At 72.2% G+C, this 17,364-nt stretch carries 18 protein-coding genes; 12 read left to right on the plus strand and 6 right to left on the minus strand.

What is annotated here, in order from left to right; translation table 11 throughout:
• The 3 genes from DY218_RS10285 to metK form a co-directional block, all read left to right on the plus strand.
• Positions 1-402: winged helix-turn-helix domain-containing protein (locus tag DY218_RS10285; RefSeq protein WP_147336133.1), on the plus strand; the 402-nt coding region annotated here is incomplete at its 5' end.
• 14 nt (positions 403-416) lie between these two features.
• Positions 417-1,169, plus strand: coding sequence for a sensor histidine kinase (locus tag DY218_RS10290; protein ID WP_128555638.1), 753 nt, complete (start codon positions 417-419; stop codon positions 1,167-1,169).
• An 83-nt stretch (positions 1,170-1,252) separates the two neighbouring features.
• Positions 1,253-2,461 carry a methionine adenosyltransferase gene (gene metK / locus DY218_RS10295; RefSeq protein ID WP_128555639.1) on the plus strand — a complete coding sequence of 403 codons (1,209 nt, stop codon included), beginning with the start codon at positions 1,253-1,255 and terminating at the stop codon, positions 2,459-2,461.
• 73 nt (positions 2,462-2,534) lie between these two features.
• Here the strand turns inward: metK and DY218_RS10300 are convergent, their stop codons facing one another.
• Entirely contained in the window at positions 2,535-3,485 is a 951-nt protein-coding gene (locus tag DY218_RS10300) for an NAD-dependent epimerase/dehydratase family protein (protein ID WP_233521472.1), read from the minus strand.
• 74 nt (positions 3,486-3,559) lie between these two features.
• Complete coding sequence (locus tag DY218_RS10305; RefSeq protein WP_128555641.1) at positions 3,560-4,516, minus strand: ScbA/BarX family gamma-butyrolactone biosynthesis protein; 957 nt, start codon at positions 4,514-4,516, stop codon at positions 3,560-3,562.
• 217 nt (positions 4,517-4,733) lie between these two features.
• Here DY218_RS10305 and DY218_RS10310 point away from each other — a divergent pair, with 217 nt between their 5' ends.
• Positions 4,734-5,408 (plus strand): ScbR family autoregulator-binding transcription factor, encoded by a 675-nt coding sequence (locus DY218_RS10310; RefSeq protein ID WP_267899368.1) that lies wholly within the window; start codon positions 4,734-4,736, stop codon positions 5,406-5,408.
• Between the two features lie 232 nt (positions 5,409-5,640).
• On the opposite strand, the gene DY218_RS10315 is transcribed toward DY218_RS10310, so the two are convergent.
• The 4 genes from DY218_RS10315 to DY218_RS10330 all read right to left on the minus strand — a co-directional run bounded on the left by DY218_RS10315 (position 5,641) and on the right by DY218_RS10330 (position 9,392).
• A complete protein-coding gene (locus tag DY218_RS10315) occupies positions 5,641-6,276 on the minus strand; it encodes a ScbR family autoregulator-binding transcription factor (RefSeq protein WP_128555642.1) in 636 nt (211 codons plus the stop codon).
• 6 nt (positions 6,277-6,282) lie between these two features.
• Entirely contained in the window at positions 6,283-6,789 is a 507-nt protein-coding gene (locus DY218_RS10320; RefSeq protein WP_128555643.1) for a hypothetical protein, read from the minus strand.
• A 69-nt stretch (positions 6,790-6,858) separates the two neighbouring features.
• Positions 6,859-8,247 carry a TfuA-like protein gene (locus tag DY218_RS10325; protein ID WP_128555644.1) on the minus strand — a complete coding sequence of 463 codons (1,389 nt, stop codon included), beginning with the start codon at positions 8,245-8,247 and terminating at the stop codon, positions 6,859-6,861.
• Positions 8,244-9,392, minus strand: coding sequence for a YcaO-like family protein (locus tag DY218_RS10330; protein WP_233521474.1), 1,149 nt, complete (start codon positions 9,390-9,392; stop codon positions 8,244-8,246). Before DY218_RS10330 ends, DY218_RS10325 begins: the two co-directional genes overlap by 4 nt.
• 405 nt (positions 9,393-9,797) lie before the next feature.
• Here DY218_RS10330 and DY218_RS10335 point away from each other — a divergent pair, with 405 nt between their 5' ends.
• From DY218_RS10335 to DY218_RS10370, 8 genes are all read left to right on the plus strand, one after another.
• Positions 9,798-10,781, plus strand: a complete 984-nt coding sequence (locus DY218_RS10335) for a ParB/RepB/Spo0J family partition protein (protein WP_158574012.1) — start codon at positions 9,798-9,800, stop codon at positions 10,779-10,781.
• 222 nt (positions 10,782-11,003) lie between these two features.
• Positions 11,004-11,816 (plus strand): SDR family NAD(P)-dependent oxidoreductase, encoded by an 813-nt coding sequence (locus DY218_RS10340; protein ID WP_128555647.1) that lies wholly within the window; start codon positions 11,004-11,006, stop codon positions 11,814-11,816.
• A 37-nt stretch (positions 11,817-11,853) separates the two neighbouring features.
• Positions 11,854-13,083 carry an acyl-CoA dehydrogenase family protein gene (locus DY218_RS10345; protein ID WP_128555648.1) on the plus strand — a complete coding sequence of 410 codons (1,230 nt, stop codon included), beginning with the start codon at positions 11,854-11,856 and terminating at the stop codon, positions 13,081-13,083.
• Between the two features lie 71 nt (positions 13,084-13,154).
• Positions 13,155-13,634, plus strand: a complete 480-nt coding sequence (locus DY218_RS10350; RefSeq protein WP_199566687.1) for a PhzA/PhzB family protein — start codon at positions 13,155-13,157, stop codon at positions 13,632-13,634.
• A gap of 15 nt (positions 13,635-13,649) precedes the next feature.
• Positions 13,650-14,273, plus strand: coding sequence for an isochorismatase family protein (locus DY218_RS10355; RefSeq protein ID WP_128555649.1), 624 nt, complete (start codon positions 13,650-13,652; stop codon positions 14,271-14,273).
• A complete protein-coding gene (locus tag DY218_RS10360) occupies positions 14,270-16,180 on the plus strand; it encodes an anthranilate synthase family protein (protein WP_128555650.1) in 1,911 nt (636 codons plus the stop codon). Before DY218_RS10355 ends, DY218_RS10360 begins: the two co-directional genes overlap by 4 nt.
• Positions 16,177-16,518: a hypothetical protein gene (locus DY218_RS10365; protein WP_128555651.1), complete on the plus strand. Its 342-nt coding sequence runs from the start codon at positions 16,177-16,179 to the stop codon at positions 16,516-16,518. The genes DY218_RS10360 and DY218_RS10365 overlap by 4 nt, the downstream gene beginning before the upstream one ends.
• Positions 16,511-17,347, plus strand: a complete 837-nt coding sequence (locus tag DY218_RS10370; protein ID WP_128555652.1) for a PhzF family phenazine biosynthesis protein — start codon at positions 16,511-16,513, stop codon at positions 17,345-17,347. Before DY218_RS10365 ends, DY218_RS10370 begins: the two co-directional genes overlap by 8 nt.
• Positions 17,348-17,364 lie beyond the last annotated feature (17 nt).

Raw genomic sequence — 17,364 nt, forward strand, 5'->3', positions numbered from 1 at the left:
GGCCACGGGCCCGAGTCGCCGCTGCCCGTACCGCCCGCCGCACCCGGCAGCGCCGCGCCCCCGGACGGCCGGCCCCCGGCCGCGCACGGTGCACAGGCCGCGCTGCGCGCGGGCCCGCTCCAACTCGACCCCAGGGCCCGCAAGGTCCATCTGCACGAGGAGGAAGTGCGCATCACGCGCAAGGAGTTCGACCTCCTGGCGATGCTGATGGAGGAGCCGGGGACGGTGATGGAGCGGCAGGACATCATGTCCCGCGTCTGGGACGAGAACTGGTTCGGCTCCACCCGCACCCTCGACGTCCATGTGGGCTCGCTGCGCACCAAGCTCGGCAGCACCGAGTGGATCGAGACCGTACGGGGCGTCGGCTACCGGCTCACGGTCCCGGCCGTGGCGCGGACCTGAGAGGACCGATCACGATGACTGTCACCTCTCTCGAGGCCCTCGGGGCCCTGGAGGCTCCCGATTCCCGGGCCGTCCCCGCGCTGCCGGACCCCGACTCGCCCTCCATGGCGGCCGTCGCCGCCCATCAGGTGCGCGGACCGCTGTCCTCCGTACGTCTCAGGCTCGAGCTGCTCGGGGACCGGCTGGACGGCGACGGCGATCAGGACGCCAGGCGCGAGGTCGGCGGGGTGCTGCGCGAGGTGCAGCGGCTGGCCGATGTGCTGGAACAGGTGCTGGCCTGGGGCGCCGTCGAACAGGGCGGCGCCGCGCCGGTCGAGGCCGTGGACGTGCTCGGCTCCGCGGCCGCCCGCGTCGACGCCTGGTCGGTACCCGCCCAGGCGCGCGGCGTCCAGCTGCGCCTCGACGGCATCGCCGTCACCGGCACCCAGGCCCGCGGCACCCTCGAACAGGTCCTCGACGTACTCATCGACAACGCCCTGCACGCCTCGCCGGAGGGCGGCACGGTGCACATCGCCGTGCAGCCGGCGGCCGGCGCGGACGTGTGTGTGGAGGTGCGCGACGAGGGGCCCGGCATGAGCGACGAGGAGATCTCGCGGGCCCGGCGGCCGTTCTGGCGGGGCCCGGGTTCGGGCGGCAGCAAGGGCACCGGCCTCGGCCTGACCATCGCTTCGGCCCTGCTCACCGCCTCGGACGGCCGGCTCGAACTGCACCGCGCTCCCGGAGGCGGACTGCGCGCCGTCGCCGTACTGCCGCAGCACGCCGACTGATCCGACCCCCACTCTGTCAGGCAGCCGAACCGCCCACGGTCGGCCCCCGGTTCGACCATCAACCGCCCGGACGGGAGAAGCAGATGTCCACTCGGTCCTTCACCTCGGAGTCCGTCACCGAAGGCCACCCCGACAAGATCGCCGACCGGATCAGCGACACCATCCTCGACGCGCTGCTCGGTGCGGACCCGCACGCCCGTGTCGCGGTCGAGACGCTGATCACCACCGGCCAGGTGCACGTCGCGGGAGAGGTCGGCACGACGGCGTACGCGGACATCCCCGCGCTGGTCCGTGCGGCCGTGCTCGACGTCGGGTACGACTCCTCCGCCAAGGGGTTCGACGGCGCCTCCTGCGGAGTGTCCGTGTCCATCGGCGCGCAGTCGCCGGACATCGCCCAGGGCGTCGACACCGCCTACGAGTCCCGCGTGGGCGGCGAGGACGACGCGCTCGGTCTGCAGGGCGCCGGCGACCAGGGGCTGATGTTCGGCTATGCCAGCGACGAGACCCCCGAGCTGATGCCGCTGCCGATCGGCCTCGCACACCGGCTCTCCCGGCGTCTGGCCGAGGTGCGCAAGAGCGGCACCGTCCCGTATCTGCGGCCCGACGGCAAGACCCAGGTGACCATCGAGTACCGGGGCAGCAAGCCGGTGCGCCTGGACACCGTCGTCGTCTCCGCGCAGCACGCCGCCGATGTGGACCTGGACGGGCTGCTCACCCCGGACATCCGCACCCATGTGATCGAGCATGTGCTCAAGGAGGCCGCCGAGGAGGGGCTGGTGCTCGAGACCGACGGCCACCGGCTCCTGGTGAACCCCACCGGGCGGTTCGAGGTGGGTGGTCCGATGGGCGACGCCGGACTGACCGGGCGGAAGATCATCATCGACACGTACGGCGGCATGGCCCGGCACGGCGGTGGTGCGTTCTCCGGCAAGGACCCCTCCAAGGTGGACCGTTCGGCCGCGTACGCGATGCGCTGGGTGGCGAAGAACGTGGTGGCCGCCGGTCTCGCGACGCGCTGCGAGGCGCAGGTCGCGTACGCGATCGGCAAGGCCGAGCCGGTGGGTCTGTTCATCGAGACCTTCGGTACGGCCACGGTCGCGCAGCGGGTCGTCGAGCGGGCGGTGAACGAGGTCTTCGACCTCCGGCCGGCGGCGATCATCCGCGATCTGGACCTGCTGCGTCCCATCTATGCGCAGACCGCCGCCTACGGTCACTTCGGCCGGGAGCTGCCGGACTTCACCTGGGAGCGGACCGACCGGGTGGCCGATCTGCGGCGCGCGGCCGGACTGTAGGCGCGGTTCTGCGGCGGTGTCCTCGGTCCGGCCGAGGACACCGCCGCTCCTTGGGCTGTCGCCGCTCCGCGGGCTACTGCCGGCCCGCGCCCAGCGTCCGCGCGTACCACTCGGCCGCCGCCGCGAAGCGGGCCTCGAAGCCCGGTCCCGGATCGAGGCCCGTGCGGCGCCAGATGCTCGAGCTGTCGTACCAGTGGTCCTGGGTGAGCAGCGCGTACTGGTGGTCGGAGAGCCGGGGCATGAACTCCGTCGTCCGGCGCCGGTGTTCGGCCGCGGTGAGCGCCGGACCCGGCGGCAGGCCCAGGGTGCGGGACAGCGCGTCCAGCACGTCGTGCATACGGACCGGCCGCGGATGGGCGACATGGTGGACCGCGCCGCCGGCGCCCTGCTCCGTGGGTGACCGGGCGAGTGCCACCGCCACCCGGGCGAGGTCATCCACGCACACCATGGAGCTGCGGCCCGACACTCCGTCGGGCAGCCCGCCCACCCGGCGCAGCAGTTGCGCCAGTACGGGCAGCACATGGCGGTCGCCGTGTCCGTGGACCAGGTGCGGGCGCAGGATCACGCCCTCGGCGTCCGTGTCGAGTACGGCCCGTTCGGCGGCGAGCCGCCAGCGGCTGGCCGCGGACACCGGTGCGGGCGTGAGTGCCGTCTCGTCCGGTCCGCGGTGCGGGCCGTGTCCGTACACCGCCGTGGTGCTGATGTACACCACTGAGCGCACCCCGGCGGTGGCGGCCTCCTCCAACAGGGCCTGTGTGCCTGCGTAGTTGACGTCATGACAGCGCTTCGCGTCGCTGCCGACGTAGGACGCCGCATGGATGATCGTGTCCACCCCCGCGCAACTGCCGCGGAGCGAGCGCGGGTCGGTGAGGTCCGCGCTCACCTGTTCCGTGCCCGGTGCCGGTTCGGCGGGCTGCCGGGCGAGCACCCGTACGGGCGGCGTGCTGCCACCGCCCGTACGGGTGCCGCCGGGTGACGTGAGGTGCCGCACGATCGCCCCTCCGGTGAATCCGGTGCCGCCCACCACGAGGACGGTGTTTCCGGTGTGCGGGCCCGTTGCGCAGTTCCCCCGCGCCGACGCCTCGGATCGCACGGCGGTCAGGACTCGACGCCGTCTTGCAGGGTGACGCGGCAGACCGCGGCCACCTCTCCCGACTGGTGGAACTCGACGACGGCCGTGTGCCGGCCGTCGGGCCTCGACTCCGGGTTCAGTACGGAGACCAGGCAGGGGCTGTCGAACTCGATGTACTTGCGGAACTCCGCGTCGCAGGCGAGCAGCAGGGCGTCGGGGCACCGCAGCGCGGCGAGTGCCGCCTGGCGGGCGGCCTCCATGGCCACCATGCCCGGCAGATGGTCCACCGGGTGGTCGAAGAGGACCGGGTGCTCGGGGTCGGCCCGCAGCGCGCGTACCTCGTTGACGGCCTCGGCGCCCAGGACGACGTCCGACTCCCGGGTGCGGCCGACGAGTTCGGGGCGGATGCCCTTGGCGATCCGGCTCGACGGTCTGGCTCCGAGGCGGTCGCCGCGCAGCCGGCGGTAGACGGCGGGGGTGATGATCTGTGCGTCGGTGGACCCGGTGCCGATGGGTTCGCCGTCGCGGTGCACGGTCACGTCGTAGGCGTAGGCCGTGACCTGTTCGCGGCGGCGGACCACGTCGTGGACGGTGACGTCGAGCGTCACATGTGCGGGACCTTCCCGCAGCCGGGCGCCGGTCTCGGTGATGGTGAAGGACGTGGACTTGCTCACGAAACTCTGGCCGATGGGGATGCCGAGCACCTCGTGCCCGATCAGGAGCCCCGCCTGGCGGATCGTTTCAGCGAGCAGCATCGAGTCGTGCCAGCGGCCGGCGACGGCGCCGTAGTAGCTGTGTCCGCGGGACCACTGGGCGCCGATGCGGTGCCGGTGCTCGCCGGTGGAGTGGATGCCGGTCAGGAGTACCTCGGAGATCGCCGCGCGGTGCACCAGGGTGCGCGGGACCGTGCGTTCGAAGAGTCCTTGGCCTGTCGCCGAGCTGAGCTGCAAACCCGGCTGGTCGGCTTTTAAGAGTGCACTCATCTCTGCCTCCTTGTAGCTGACTTACAGGGAGCAAAATGCGCAATGAGCAGGGATGCGGCCGGAGTTGACGCCAGGCCGCTCCGTCGTGCCTCACGAGAAAGCATACTAGGCGACTGGTTTTCTTTGGCAAGAGGAGAGAAGATGAATCAAGATGCAGTCGCGGTGATCGACGGAAGGATGGAAGACCACCATCCGCACCGCGGCAGAGGAGGTCGTAGTGGCAAGGGCAAGACAGGAACGGGCCGAGAACACCCGCCAGTCCATCCTGGACGGCGCGGCAGCGGCCTTCGACGCCGCGGGCTTCGGCAGCACCAGCCTGACCGACATCTCCCGGGCGGCCGGTGTCACCAAGGGCGCTCTGTACTTCCACTTCGCGTCCAAGGAGGCCCTGGCCCACGCCCTGACGGAGGGGCAGTTCGACATCGCCTCGGCACTGTCCGACGTGGAGCGGCCCGGCGTGCAGACCGCCATCGACCTCACCCACCAGATGGCGCACAGCCTGCGCCATGACGTGCGGATAAGAGCCGGCATCCGGCTCGTCATCGAGCTGGGTTCCTTCACGGAGCCGGATCCCACCCTCTACAACCACTGGGTCTCGACCGTGCGGAGCTATCTGGCTCCCGCGCAGGGCCGCGGCGATCTGAAGCCCGAGGTGGACGTCGAGAAGGTCTCGGTCCTCGTGGTCGGAGCGTTCACCGGCATCCAGATCACCTCCCAGGTGCGTACGGGCCGGGAGGATCTGCACGACCGGGTCGCCGACATGTGGACCTCGATGCTCCCGGGACTCGTGCCGCCGCGCCGACTCGGCCGTTTCGAGCCCGCGGGGTCGAAGCAGCTTCGCGCATCACTCGGCCTCGGTGCGGCGAGCCGGCCGCAGGTGAGCGTCGGCTGATGCGAGCGCGGGCTGATCCGAGCACGGGCTGATCCGAGCGCCGGCCGAACTCCTCGCCGGTGCGGCGGAGTTGCAGCGGGTCCGGAGGCGCCTTCTGGGCGTCGCTCAGGGCCCGCTGTCCTGTGCCGGGGCGGCCGCTCGTGGCGGCACCGGCCGTTCGTGGGGGCCCCGGCCGTTCGTGGGGGTGTTCCGGGGGCGTTCCGGGGCTCCCTCCGGGGGGTCGTTCGTGGGCTCAGTGGTCGAGGGCGCGTGGTGCGGTCGTACGGACGTCCACCTCCGGCTCGTGCGGCAGCAGCAGCGGCAGCACGAGGTCCCACAGGCTGCTCAGCCAGCGGGTGGTCTCCGGGTGCGGTACGCCCATCCACACCAGCGTCTCGACCCCGGAGACGGCGGCCGTGACCAGGGTGCGGGCGGTGTCGTCGGTGACCGATCGGCCGAGCTCGCCGTTGACCCGGGCGTCCTCGAGCAGCTGCCAGAGCCGGCCGAGCCACAGCGGATAGAAGTCCAGCGGAGTGGCGGTGCCCGGAGCCCGCTCGCGGGTGATGCGCACGCTCGCCCGGACGAACGGGTCGCTGCGCAGCAGGTGGTTCAGCTCATGGGTGACGTCGACGACGACCTGCACGAAGACCGGCTTGAGGCCGCGGAGTTCCTCGAGGGCCGACTCCAGGATGTCCTGCCCGCGGGCCTGCACCGCGTCCGCCAGCTCGTCCTTGGACTGGAAGTGGAAGAACAGCGCCCCCTTGGTGACGCCGGCGGAGCGGCTCACATCGGCGAGCGTCGCACGGACGAAGCCCTCGGCGGCGAACCGCTCCGCCGCCGAGACCACCAGCCGTTCCAGGGTGCGCTCGGAGCGCTCCTGCTTCGGCATCTTGAGTCACCCTCGCGTGTGTGAGTACCGGTCGTCTGGTTTTTCTCCCGATGGTGCGGCGCCGGGCGGACCGGCGCGGGACAGCAGCAGTTGGGCGGCGTCGGCGAGATCGGGCAGCACCTGTGTGACGCCGAGTCCGAGGAGCCGGCCGGCCGTGGTGGCGCCGGGATCGCCGCTCCGACTGCCTTCGGTACCACCGCTTCCGGGGCTTCCGCCGACGATGACCGGGCGGTTGAGCCCGCCGGTGGCGAGCAGCCACGGCAGATCCACGAGTCCTCGTACCAGGGCGGGCCCCGGTGCCCCGGCGACGAGGAGCAGGGCCTGTGCGTCCGGACGGCGGGCCAGGACGGTGGCGGCCCGCTCCAGGCTGACGCCGGTGCCCAGGTTCACCGTGCGGACGCCGCGGCAGCTAAGGCGCATGGCCGCGAGGAAGCCGTCCGCGGCGCCCTCGCTGCCGCCGATCACGCCGAGGACCGCAAGTGCCGTCCCGGGACGTGCGGTTGCCGAGTTCATCACCCGTTCCACTCCTCAACTCCGACCGTGACGCTGTGCGTTGAGTGTAGAAACCGGTCGAACGGTATGTCAATTGGAAGCCGGTCGAACGGATTTTTTGGCCACATCGTCCGGTCGGATCCCGTGCAGCACCACGAACTCCCGGGCGGCGGCCTCCGCCTCGGCGAGGCCGGCGAAGCCGCGGTCCCGGGCGGCCGCCTCCAGTTCGGCGCGGCTCCGCGCGTGCCAGACCTCCGCGAGATGACCGCTGATCACGTCCGCGGGCCAGTCGCGCGGCGGTCCGGCCCCGGAACCTTCCGCGGTACGGGAGTTGAGACGCGCGGCCGCCGCCACCGCGCGGGTGCTCGCCGTCCAGGCGGGCCCCGGGCTGCGCAGTGCCTCGGGCACGCCGTGGAAGGCGGCGGTCCCGGGTGCGGTGCGGAACGAGCGCACCAGGAGCTTGAGTTGGCGCCGCTCCGGACCGTCCTCGGCGCGCTCACGCGGCGTGAGCCAGTACGCCCAGGCCTCCGGCCGCAGCCGTGGCGGGTCGATGCCGGCCCGCTCCGCCGCCTCGAGCGCCGCGTGCACCAGTCCGCGGTCGGCCGCCGCGATCCGTCCGCCGGCGATTCCCGAGAGGGCGAACCGGCGGTAGCGCGCGGGGAAGTCCGGTGCGTAGAGCTGCTCGAAGCGGAGTACGTCCAGGGCGCGTACGCCGCCGTCCGCTCCGTCCGCCAGGGCCCGGAGCCGGGAGCCGCGCAGCCGTTCCAGGCGGTCGGTGCGGGGCAGCAGCCACGCGGGTGTGCCGTCCGCCGGCGGGGCGGGTGCGGCATCCGGACGGGAGTGCGCCAGCGCCACCAGTGCGTCGCGGCGCTTGAGTTGGGCCAGGTCCGGGTGCTCGGCGGCGAACTCGCGGGCTGTCCGCGCGGCCTGTTCCGCGGCCGTGTGCACACGACCGGCGGCGCGCACCATCGCCGCCCAGGTGCGCTGCGAGAAGTGCACGGTGCGCGCCGCGGCCAGTACGGTCCTGGCGTCCTCCTCCGTGACGGCGTCCTCGGTGACGGCGTTGGCCAGCGTCCAGCGGACGTCCACGAGGGGCACTGTCCGGGCCCCGGAGGGGGCGCCCGGCGGCAGCCCCACCGCCACCTCGTCGTCGGCGTCCAGCAATCCGTCCGCGTACATCCGGAAGATGCGGCCGACGCCCTCCATCCCGTACGGCCACAGCTCGGCGGCGCGCAGCGCGCCGATGCCGGCCGCGCCGATCACGCGGGTGCCGCGGGCGAGTACCTCGGTGATCTCGCGGTGGCGTATCGGGGCCGGCCGGTGCAGGCCTCCGTCGATGAGGACGACGGTGTCGCCCGCGTCCGGCCCCAGGGCGAGCAGGTCGCCGTCGGAGGCCGGCGGATGCACCACCGCGTCCGGGGCCACGCGCCGGCAGTCGCTGTCGCTGAGGGTGGGGCCGACGAAGCCGTGCACGGTCATGGCGCCGCCTCCGGCTCCGGCGCACGGATCCCGTCCGGGCCGCGGGTGAGGTCGCCGAGGCCCGGGGCCACCACCTTCACGACGCTGAACTCCGGGCGGGTGGACAGGTCGACGACCAGTGGCGGCCGTCCGGCGACGCCGGCGATCCGGCGGGCCAGCCACAGCCGCTCCTGGGTGTCCTCGGCGAAGCCGGGCGGCCGTGGGAACACGCAGCAGAGCTCGGTCCAGGTGACACGGCGGCCGGCCGGCTCGCCGGGGGCCGCCGAGTCCGGTCGCAACTCCTCGTGGGCACCGGTGAGTTCGGCGAGGCGGTCGCGGGCGGCCTCGGTGAGTGCGCGCTGCAGGGCGACCGTCGGCGAGCTGTGCGCCCCGGAGCCGTACGCCGGCACCGGGAACTCCCACGACCACAGGTGGGCGGTGAAGCAGGGCAGATCCCAGTCGTTGTGCACGTACTCGATGCGCACCCGGGTCCCGGACTCCTCGATCCGCTCGAGCAGCGCCGCGCAGACCGGGTCGCCGACACTCGCCGGATCGACGTACGCGCGCTCCTGCGCCGGGACCGCGTCGAGCGCTGCCGTGCTCCGGCGCTCGATCAGCTCGTACAGGGCGTGGCTGACCGCCTCGTCGTAGCTGTTGCCGCCCGCGAGGCCGGCCGCGGTGGTCCGGAGCATCGGCGGGCGCCAGGTGCCGTCGGCCTCGTCGTCCAGGGCCACGCAGTCGCGTGGCACCCAGGAGGCGGCGCCGGTCACCGCGTCGTCGGCCGGCACCCAGTCGAGCGGTGTGTGCCGGCCGAGCAGGCCTCCGGGCTGCTGCGGCAACTCTCGTACGTCGTAGGGAAGTTGAAGCCCGGCGGCCGGGGCGTGCTGCGGCCCGGCGGCCGGGCAGGCGTATTCCGCGTGCCAGCGCTCGACCGCCGCCATGGCCGCCGCGACCCGGGCGAGGAGCGGGGAGGTGCCCCCGCCCGGGGCGACGGTGCGGGTGCGGGCCGCGGGCCGGACCGCCAGCGCCACCGGGATGCCGAGGGTGTCGAGGCCGGTGACGTCGGCGATGCGGGTGACGCCGAAGGAGGTTCGGAGCCGGTCGAGGATCGTCCAGGTCTCCTCCGGGTGCCGCACCCGGTGCGTGCCGTCGAATCGGATGTCCACGATGACCTCCTCCGCGTCGGGTCATGGACCAGCATCGCGGCCGGCCGGACAACGGCCGGGCAGCGGCCGGACATACGGGACACAGCCGGCTCGCAAGCTTTCGGCACGGAACGACAGGGCGAGGTAAAGGCCGCCGGTGGGCGCGCGGCGGCTCAGGTGGCCGGATCGGGTGCGTCCGGCACGCGCGGGGGCGTACGTCCCGGAGCCGACTCGCCCGCCAGGGCGCGGAGTTGGCGGGAATCTGCCGTTCCCATGCACTCTTCGTGCGCTCTCTTACCGTTTTGTTGCCTTTGCTCTTACCTGTGGCTGTTGTTGGCTTTCTTACCTTTGAGGACAACAGCAGTTCGTCAGCGAGGGGTTAACAGCCAGCCGGCCCTCACAGCGACAGCAGGAGGAGCTCAACCGATGATCAGCACCGCGGAAGCGCCCCGCTCGCCTTTCCCCTTCGACCTGCCGGGCGGCCTCGCCACCACCACCGTCCGGGTCCCGACCGACACCCTGCTCGACGCCGACTCGCCACGGCTGTCCGGCGTCGACGAGGACCATGTGCGCGCCCTGGCCGAGACCGACGAGGCGCTGCCGCCGATCATCGTGCACCGCTCCACCATGCGGGTCATCGACGGCATGCACCGGCTGCACGCGCTGCGGCTCAACAAGGCGCCGGCCGTCGAGGTGATCTACTTCGACGGCACCGAGCGGGACGCGTTCCTGCTCGCGGTCGAGTCCAACATCAAGCACGGGCTGCCGTTGACCCTCTCCGACCGCCGCGAGTCGGCACGGCGCATCCTCAGCGCCTTCCCGGAGTGGTCCGACCGCGCCATCGCGGCCAAGTCCGGGCTCTCCGGGAAGACCGTGGGCGCGCTGCGCCGGTCGGCCGGCGGGGAACTCGCACAGCCCGCGGTGCGCGTCGGCCGCGACGGCCGGATCCGGCCGCTCAGCCCCGCCGAGGGCCGCCTGAAGGCGGGCGAGCTGCTCGCCAGGGAACCGGCCGCCCCGTTACGGGAGATCGCCAAGTTCGCCGGAGTGTCGGTGGAGACCGCGCGGGACGTGCGCGAGCGGCTCAGCCGCGGTGAGGGGCCGGTGCCGGCCCGGCGGGCGGAGAAGCACACCGAGGTACCGCGGGTGCCGCGCCGGGCGGCGGTCGCCGTCGCCGACCCGCTGACCCACCTGGACTCGCTGCGGCGGGACCCGGCGGTCAAGTACAGCGACACGGGGCGGGTGATGATCCGCTGGCTGGAGACCAGGCTGATCCGCAAGAGCGACGCCCGGCTCGTGCTCGATGCACCGGTGCACCAGTCGATGAAGATCGCGGCCATGGCCCGGGCCTGCGCGGCGTACTGGGAGGACATCGCCGACCGGCTCGAGCAGCGCGGCAGCGAATGCGCGTGAGCCGCGTCAGCGGGTCCGCAGTATGGCGTGCAACTCCCGGAGTTGTCAGCCGCGGGAAATGGCATGCGCCCTTGAATTCTCCGTCCGACCGCAGAAATTCCTCAGTCGGACGCGCGGCGGAATGGCGGCAGTGGACAGGAATGCGGCCGGCGGCGGTGAATGGAGAGCCCGAGCGAGCGAGTCAGTGAGTGAAGCGAGTCAGTGAGTGAGGAGAAGTGTGAAGTGTCTGCCAAGGTGTGGTTCATAACCGGTACTTCCCGTGGATTCGGCCGGGTCTTCGCCCAGGCCGCGCTCGAGGCCGGCGATCTCGTCGCCGCCACGGCCCGCAACACCCAGGATCTCGAGGACCTGGCGACCAAGTACGGCGACTCCGTGCTTCCGCTGCGTCTCGACATCACCGACAAGCAGGCCGTCGAGGACGCGGTCGCCACCGCCCACGAGCACTTCGGCCGCCTCGATGTCGTGGTCAACAACGCCGGTTACGGTCTCTTCGGCGCGGTCGAGGACGTCACCGAGGCGCAGGCCAGGCGGCAGTTGGACACCAACTTCTTCGGCACGCTGTGGGTCACCCAGGCCGTCCTGCCGATCCTGCGCGCCCAGGGCGGCGGCCGGATCCTGCAGATGTCCTCCATCGCCGGCATCGCCTCCTGGCCGATGCTCGGCCTCTACCACGCCTCGAAGTGGGCGATCGAGGGCATGGCCGACTCCCTCGCCCAGGAAGTGGCCCGGTTCGGCATCCACGTCACGATCGTCGAGCCCGGTCCGTACCGCACCGACTGGCGCGGCAGTTCCGCCGTGTGGGCCGCCCCGAGCGAGCCCTACGCCGAGGCCAGCAAGCCCCCGTCGGCCGGCTGGGCGCCCGGTGATCCGGCGGCGACCGGCGACGCGCTGCTGCGTATCGCCGAGGAGCCGGAGCCGCCGCGGCGGGTCTTCCTCGGAGCCTCCGCCCTGGAGACCGCCCGCGAGGTGTACGCGGACCGCATCAGCACCTGGGAGCGGTGGGACGGCCTCGCCAAGTCCGCTCAGGGGAACTGACCCGCCCGCGCAGGGCACCGAAGGGATGGACACGATCATGCTCGTAGAAACCGGACCCACGACGCGCACCACCGGCACCACCGCCACCACCCCGGCGCATGCCGAACTCGTCGCCCGCGCCGCCTCGTTGCGGGACGATCTGCGCAACAACGCCGCCGAGGCCGACCGCGAGCGCCGGCTGACCGACCGGGCCGTAGCGGCCGTCACCGGCTCCGGACTGATGCGCCTGATGACGCCGAAGCGGCACGGCGGGCACGGCGCGGAGGTGCGCACCCTGCTCGAGGTCGCCGCCACACTCGGCGAGGGCTGCTGCTCGGCCGCCTGGACCACCGGCGTCCTCAACGTCGGCAACTACGTCGTCTCGCTCTTCCCCGAGCAGGCGCAGCGCGAGGTCTGGGGCACCGACCCGGACGCCCGCACCGCGCTCGTCCTCGGCCGGCCCAACCCGGGCGTCGAGGAGACCGAAGGCGGCGTGTACATCACCGGCAAATGGCCGTACGTCTCCGGCTGCCTGCACGCCGACCGGGTCGGTGCGCTCGTGCTGCGCCCCGGCGGTGAAGGCCGGCCGTCCGCGCCGTACTTCGCCCTGATGCCCATGGCCGACGTCACGGTCGAGGACACCTGGCACATCGTCGGCATGCGCGGCACCGGCAGCAACACGGTGGTCGCGGACCGGCTGTTCGTGCCCGAGCACCGCCTCCTGCCGTACCAGCCGGTGCTGCGCGGCGAGACCGACGGCGTCGTCGACCCGGCCAACCGCTACCGCAACAGCCTGGTCGGGATCTTCTCCATCGGTCTGCTCGGCTCGCTGCTCGGCGGCGCACGGGCGGCCTTCGACCTCGTACAGGAGAAGGCGGGCAGCCGCCCGGTGGCCGGCTCCACCTACAAGAGCCAGGCGGAATCGCCGAGTCTGCAGCTGGACCTCGCGACCGCCGCCTCGAAGATCGACACGGCCTGGCTGCTCGCGACCCGGATCGCGGAGACCACCGAGCAGTTCGCGGCGGCCGGCGAGAACGCCGACACCCTCACCCGCTCCCGTGCCCGCATGGACTCCACCCGCGCGGCCCAGCTCTGCCGCGAGGCCGTGGACCTGCTCGTCACCGCGCACGGCTCGGCCTCCTTCGCCGAGGTCAACCCGCTGCAGCGGATCTGGCGTGACGTGCATGTCGGCAGCCGGCACGCCGGCTTCGGCATGGGCATCCCCGAGCAGCTCTACGGCCGCGCCCTGGTCGGCGGCGACCCGCGGGAGATCAGCCTGCTGGTCTGACGTACGCCCCACGACTGCGACATACGCCAACGCCCACGACACCCACCCGACCGAAAGCCGAGGCGAGAGAGATGACCGTCAGCACGGAAGCCACCACCGAGCAGCAGGTGCGCGAGCACAACCGCGCCGTCGTCGACCGGTACATGCACACCCGGGGCCAGGACCGCCTGCAGCGGCACCTGCTCTTCACCGAGGACGGCGTCGGCGGACTGTGGACCACGGACAGCGGCGAGCCGATCGTGATCCGCGGCCGCGACCGGCTCGGCGAGCACGCGGTCTGGTCGCTGCGCTGCTTCCCCGACTGGGAGTGGTACGACATCGAAATCTTCGACACCCAGGACCCCGACCGTTTCTGGGTGGAGTGCAAGGGGCGCGGAAAGATTGTCTACCCCGGTTATCCGGAGGGTTACTACCAGAATCACTTCCTGCACTCTTTCCGGTTCTCCGGCGGAAAGATCAAGCAGCAGCGTGAATTCATGAACCCCTGCCAGCAGTTCCGTGCCCTGGGAATCGACGTGCCGGTGGTAAGGCGCGAGGGAATACCCACCTAGAAGGAGTGAGTTGCCATGGCCGGCCTGCCCACCGTCGAGGCCTACGCACTGCCGACGAGGGAGGATCTCCCTCGGAACACGGTCGACTGGAAGCTCGACCCCGACCGCGCGGTGCTGCTCGTGCACGACATGCAGCGTTATTTCCTCGCCGCACTGCCCGACCGGCTGCGGGCCGGTCTGCTGCACAACACCTCGACGCTGCGCGAGCGTTGCGCGGCGGCCGGGGTGCCGGTGGCCTACACCGCCCAGCCCGGCCGGGTCTCCCGGTCCGAGCGCGGACTCCTCATGGACTTCTGGGGACCCGGGATGCGCACCGGCGACGACGACCGCGAGGTGGTGCCCGAGCTGGCGCCGGCCGGCGGCGACTGGGTCCTGACCAAGCGGAGGTACAGCGCCTTCCACCGCTCCGGACTGCTCGAGCGGATGCGCGATGCCGGCCGCGACCAGCTGGTGCTGTGCGGGGTGTACGCGCACATCGGCGTCCTCGCCACCGCGATCGAGGCGTTCGGCCACGACATCCAGCCCTTCCTGGTGGCCGACGCGCTCGGCGACTTCAGCGCGAGCGACCACCGCCTCGCGCTCGACTACACGGCCAGGCGCTGCGGCATGACCGTGCTGGCCGAGGAGGTGTTCGCATGAGTACGCAGGCGGAGCAGGGCCGCGCCACCAGTGGCCTGCGGCTCATCGACGAACTCACCGGCGAGGACCCGCCGCCGTTCGCGCTGCTGCACCGGCCGGAGTTCGGTGTCGGCATCGACGTCCTGGCCGGCGATGTGCATGTGCCCGAACGCCTCGCGGACGTGCCGCTGTCCGACGCCACCCCGGTGGTGCGCGGCGGCGCGGCCCACGAGGCCCTGGTCGTCGTCCCGTACCGGCAGATCACCGAGCGCGGATTCACCGCCCGCGACGACGGGGCGCCGCTGCTCGCGCTAGCCGTGACGCGGCAGGAGCGGATGCCGGTGCAGGACGTGCTGACGCGGATCCCGGACGTGCCGATCCGGCTCGCCGGCGGCCGTTTCGACGTATCCGACGAGGAGTACGCCGCCCTCGTCGACCGGATCGTCTCCGAGGAGATAGGCACCGGTTCCGGCGCCAACTTCGTGATCCGGCGCACCTACATGGCGGACGTCGGCGACTACTCGCCGCAGGTGGCGCTCTCCGCCTTCCGCCGCCTCGTGGAGCGGGAGCAGGGCGCGTACTGGACCTTCGTGATCCACACCGGCCTGCGCACCTTCGTCGGCGCGACGCCCGAGCGGCACGTGTCCGTGCGCGAGGGCACCGTCGTGATGAACCCGATCAGCGGCACCTACCGGTACCCGGCCGCGGGCCCGACCCTGGAGGGCGTCACCGACTTCCTCGCGGACCGCAAGGAGACCGACGAGCTGTACATGGTCCTCGACGAGGAACTGAAGATGATGTCGCGGATCTGCGACAACGGGCCGCGGGTCACCGGCCCGTATCTGAAGGAGATGGCGCGGCTCGCGCACACCGAGTACTTCATCGAGGGCAGCACCGGCAAGGATCCGCGGGAGGTGCTGCGGGAGACGCTCTTCGCCCCGACCGTGACGGGCAGCCCGCTGGAGAGCGCCGCCCGCGTCATCCACCGGCACGAGCCGGACGGCCGCGGCTATTACGCCGGCGTCGCCGCCCTGATCGGCCGGGACACCACCGGGCGCCGCTCCCTGGACTCCGCCATCCTCATCCGTACCGCCGACATCGAGGAGGGCGGCCGCCTAAGCATCGGCGTCGGCGCCACCCTCGTACGCCACTCCGACCCGGCCGCCGAAGTGGCCGAGACCCGGGCGAAGACCGCCGGGGTGCTGCACGCCCTGCGGTCCGGCAGCCGGCACAACTTCCGTGCCCACCCGGACGTACGGGCGGCCCTGGCGCTGCGCAACAGCGGCATCGCCGACTTCTGGCTGCGCGATGCGGCGGGCGGCCGCGCCGCCTCCGCGTTCGAGGCGCTCGACGGGCTCGATCTGCTGGTGGTGGACGCCGAGGACACCTTCACCGCCATGCTCGGCCGGCAGCTGCGCTCCCTCGGTCTCTCGGTGACCGTGCGCAGATTCGACGAGCCGTACGACTTCTCGGCGCACGACCTCGTCGTGATGGGGCCGGGCCCCGGCGATCCGCGGGATGTGCGCGATCCGCGTATCGCGCATCTGCGGTCCGCGGTGGACACGCTGCTCGAGGAGCGGCGGCCGTTCGTCGCGGTCTGCCTCAGCCACCAGGTGCTCAGCCTGCGGCTCGGCCTGGAGCTGCGCCGCCGGCCGCAGCCCAACCAGGGTGTGCAGCGCCGTATCGACCTGTTCGGCAGCACCGAGCGGGTCGGCTTCTACAACACGTATGCCGCGCACAGCGACGACGACAAGGTGACGGCCGACGGCGTCGGCACCGTCGAGGTCAGCGGCGATCCGATCAGCGGAGAGGTGCACGGGCTGCGCGGGCCGCACTTCGCCTCGATGCAGTTCCACCCCGAGTCGGTGCTCACCGTCGACGGCCCGCGGATCGTCGCGGACAGCATCCAGGGGGTGCTGGGCCGATGAGGGCCGACCTGGTGTGGTGGTCCCTCGACGACACCGCGGGCGGGCAGACCGTGGACTCGCTGAGCGAGGCGCTGTCCGACGGCGATGTGCGCGAGTGGACCGAAGTGCCGGGCCTGGCCGCCAAGTTCTGGCTGTCCGATCGGGCCGGCAACCGCTGGGGCGCGGTGATGATCTGGTCCGGCGAGCGTCCGCCGAATGCGGAGCTGCCGCCGAACCGGGCGGCCGAACTGATCGGTGCACCGCCCACGTTCCGTACTGCGTTCGACGTCGAGGCCGTGGCCTGCGGGCCCGATGCCCTCGCCGGCGCACCGAGCACAAGGGGAACCGCCCATGCATGACTATGTCGTCGTCGACGCCTTCGCGCGCGAGCCGCTGCGGGGCAATCCCGTCGCCGTCTTCCTCGACTGCGACGATCTCGACGGTGAGCTGATGCAGCGGATGGCCCGCGAGATGAACCTCTCGGAGTGCACCTTCGTGCTGCCCGCCACCGAGCGGGCGGACGCCCGGATCCGTATCTTCACGCCGGTCAACGAGCTGCCGTTCGCCGGCCATCCGATGCTCGGCACCGCCGTCGCGCTCGCGCGCAGATGGCGTCGGCGGGAGCTCGCGCTGGAGACCGCGATGGGGGTGATCCCCTTCGAGGTGACCTCCGAGGAGGACGGTTCGGCGCTCGTGTGGATGCGCCAACCGGTGCCGGCTTGGGAGCCGTACGAGCACGCCGACGAGCTGCTCGACGCGCTGGGAGTCCGCGATCCGGTCACGCCGGTGGAGGTGTATCGCAACGGTCCCCGGCACGTCTTCGTCGGACTGCCGAGCGTGTCCGAGCTGTCGGCGCTGCATCCCGACCACAAGGCGCTGTCGCGGTTCCCGGACATGGCCGCCAACTGTTTCGCCGGCAGCGGCACCAGCTGGCGCAGCCGGATGTTCTCGCCCGCCTACGGCGTGGTCGAGGACGCGGCGACCGGCTCCGCCGCCGGGCCGCTCGCCATCCATCTGGCCCGGCACCGGCTCGCCGGTCACGGCCCGGAGATCCATATCCGGCAGGGCGTCGAGATGGGACGGCCCTCGCTGATGCGGGCGCGTTCCGAGGGCGCCGGCGAGTCGGTCTCCGCGGTGCATGTGGGCGGCCACGGCGTGGTGGTGGCCCAGGGAACGATCCACGTCTAGGGCATGTCCGTGGGCGT

Source organism: Streptomyces triticagri (assembly GCF_003429565.1).
Lineage (GTDB): Bacteria > Actinomycetota > Actinomycetes > Streptomycetales > Streptomycetaceae > Streptomyces > Streptomyces triticagri.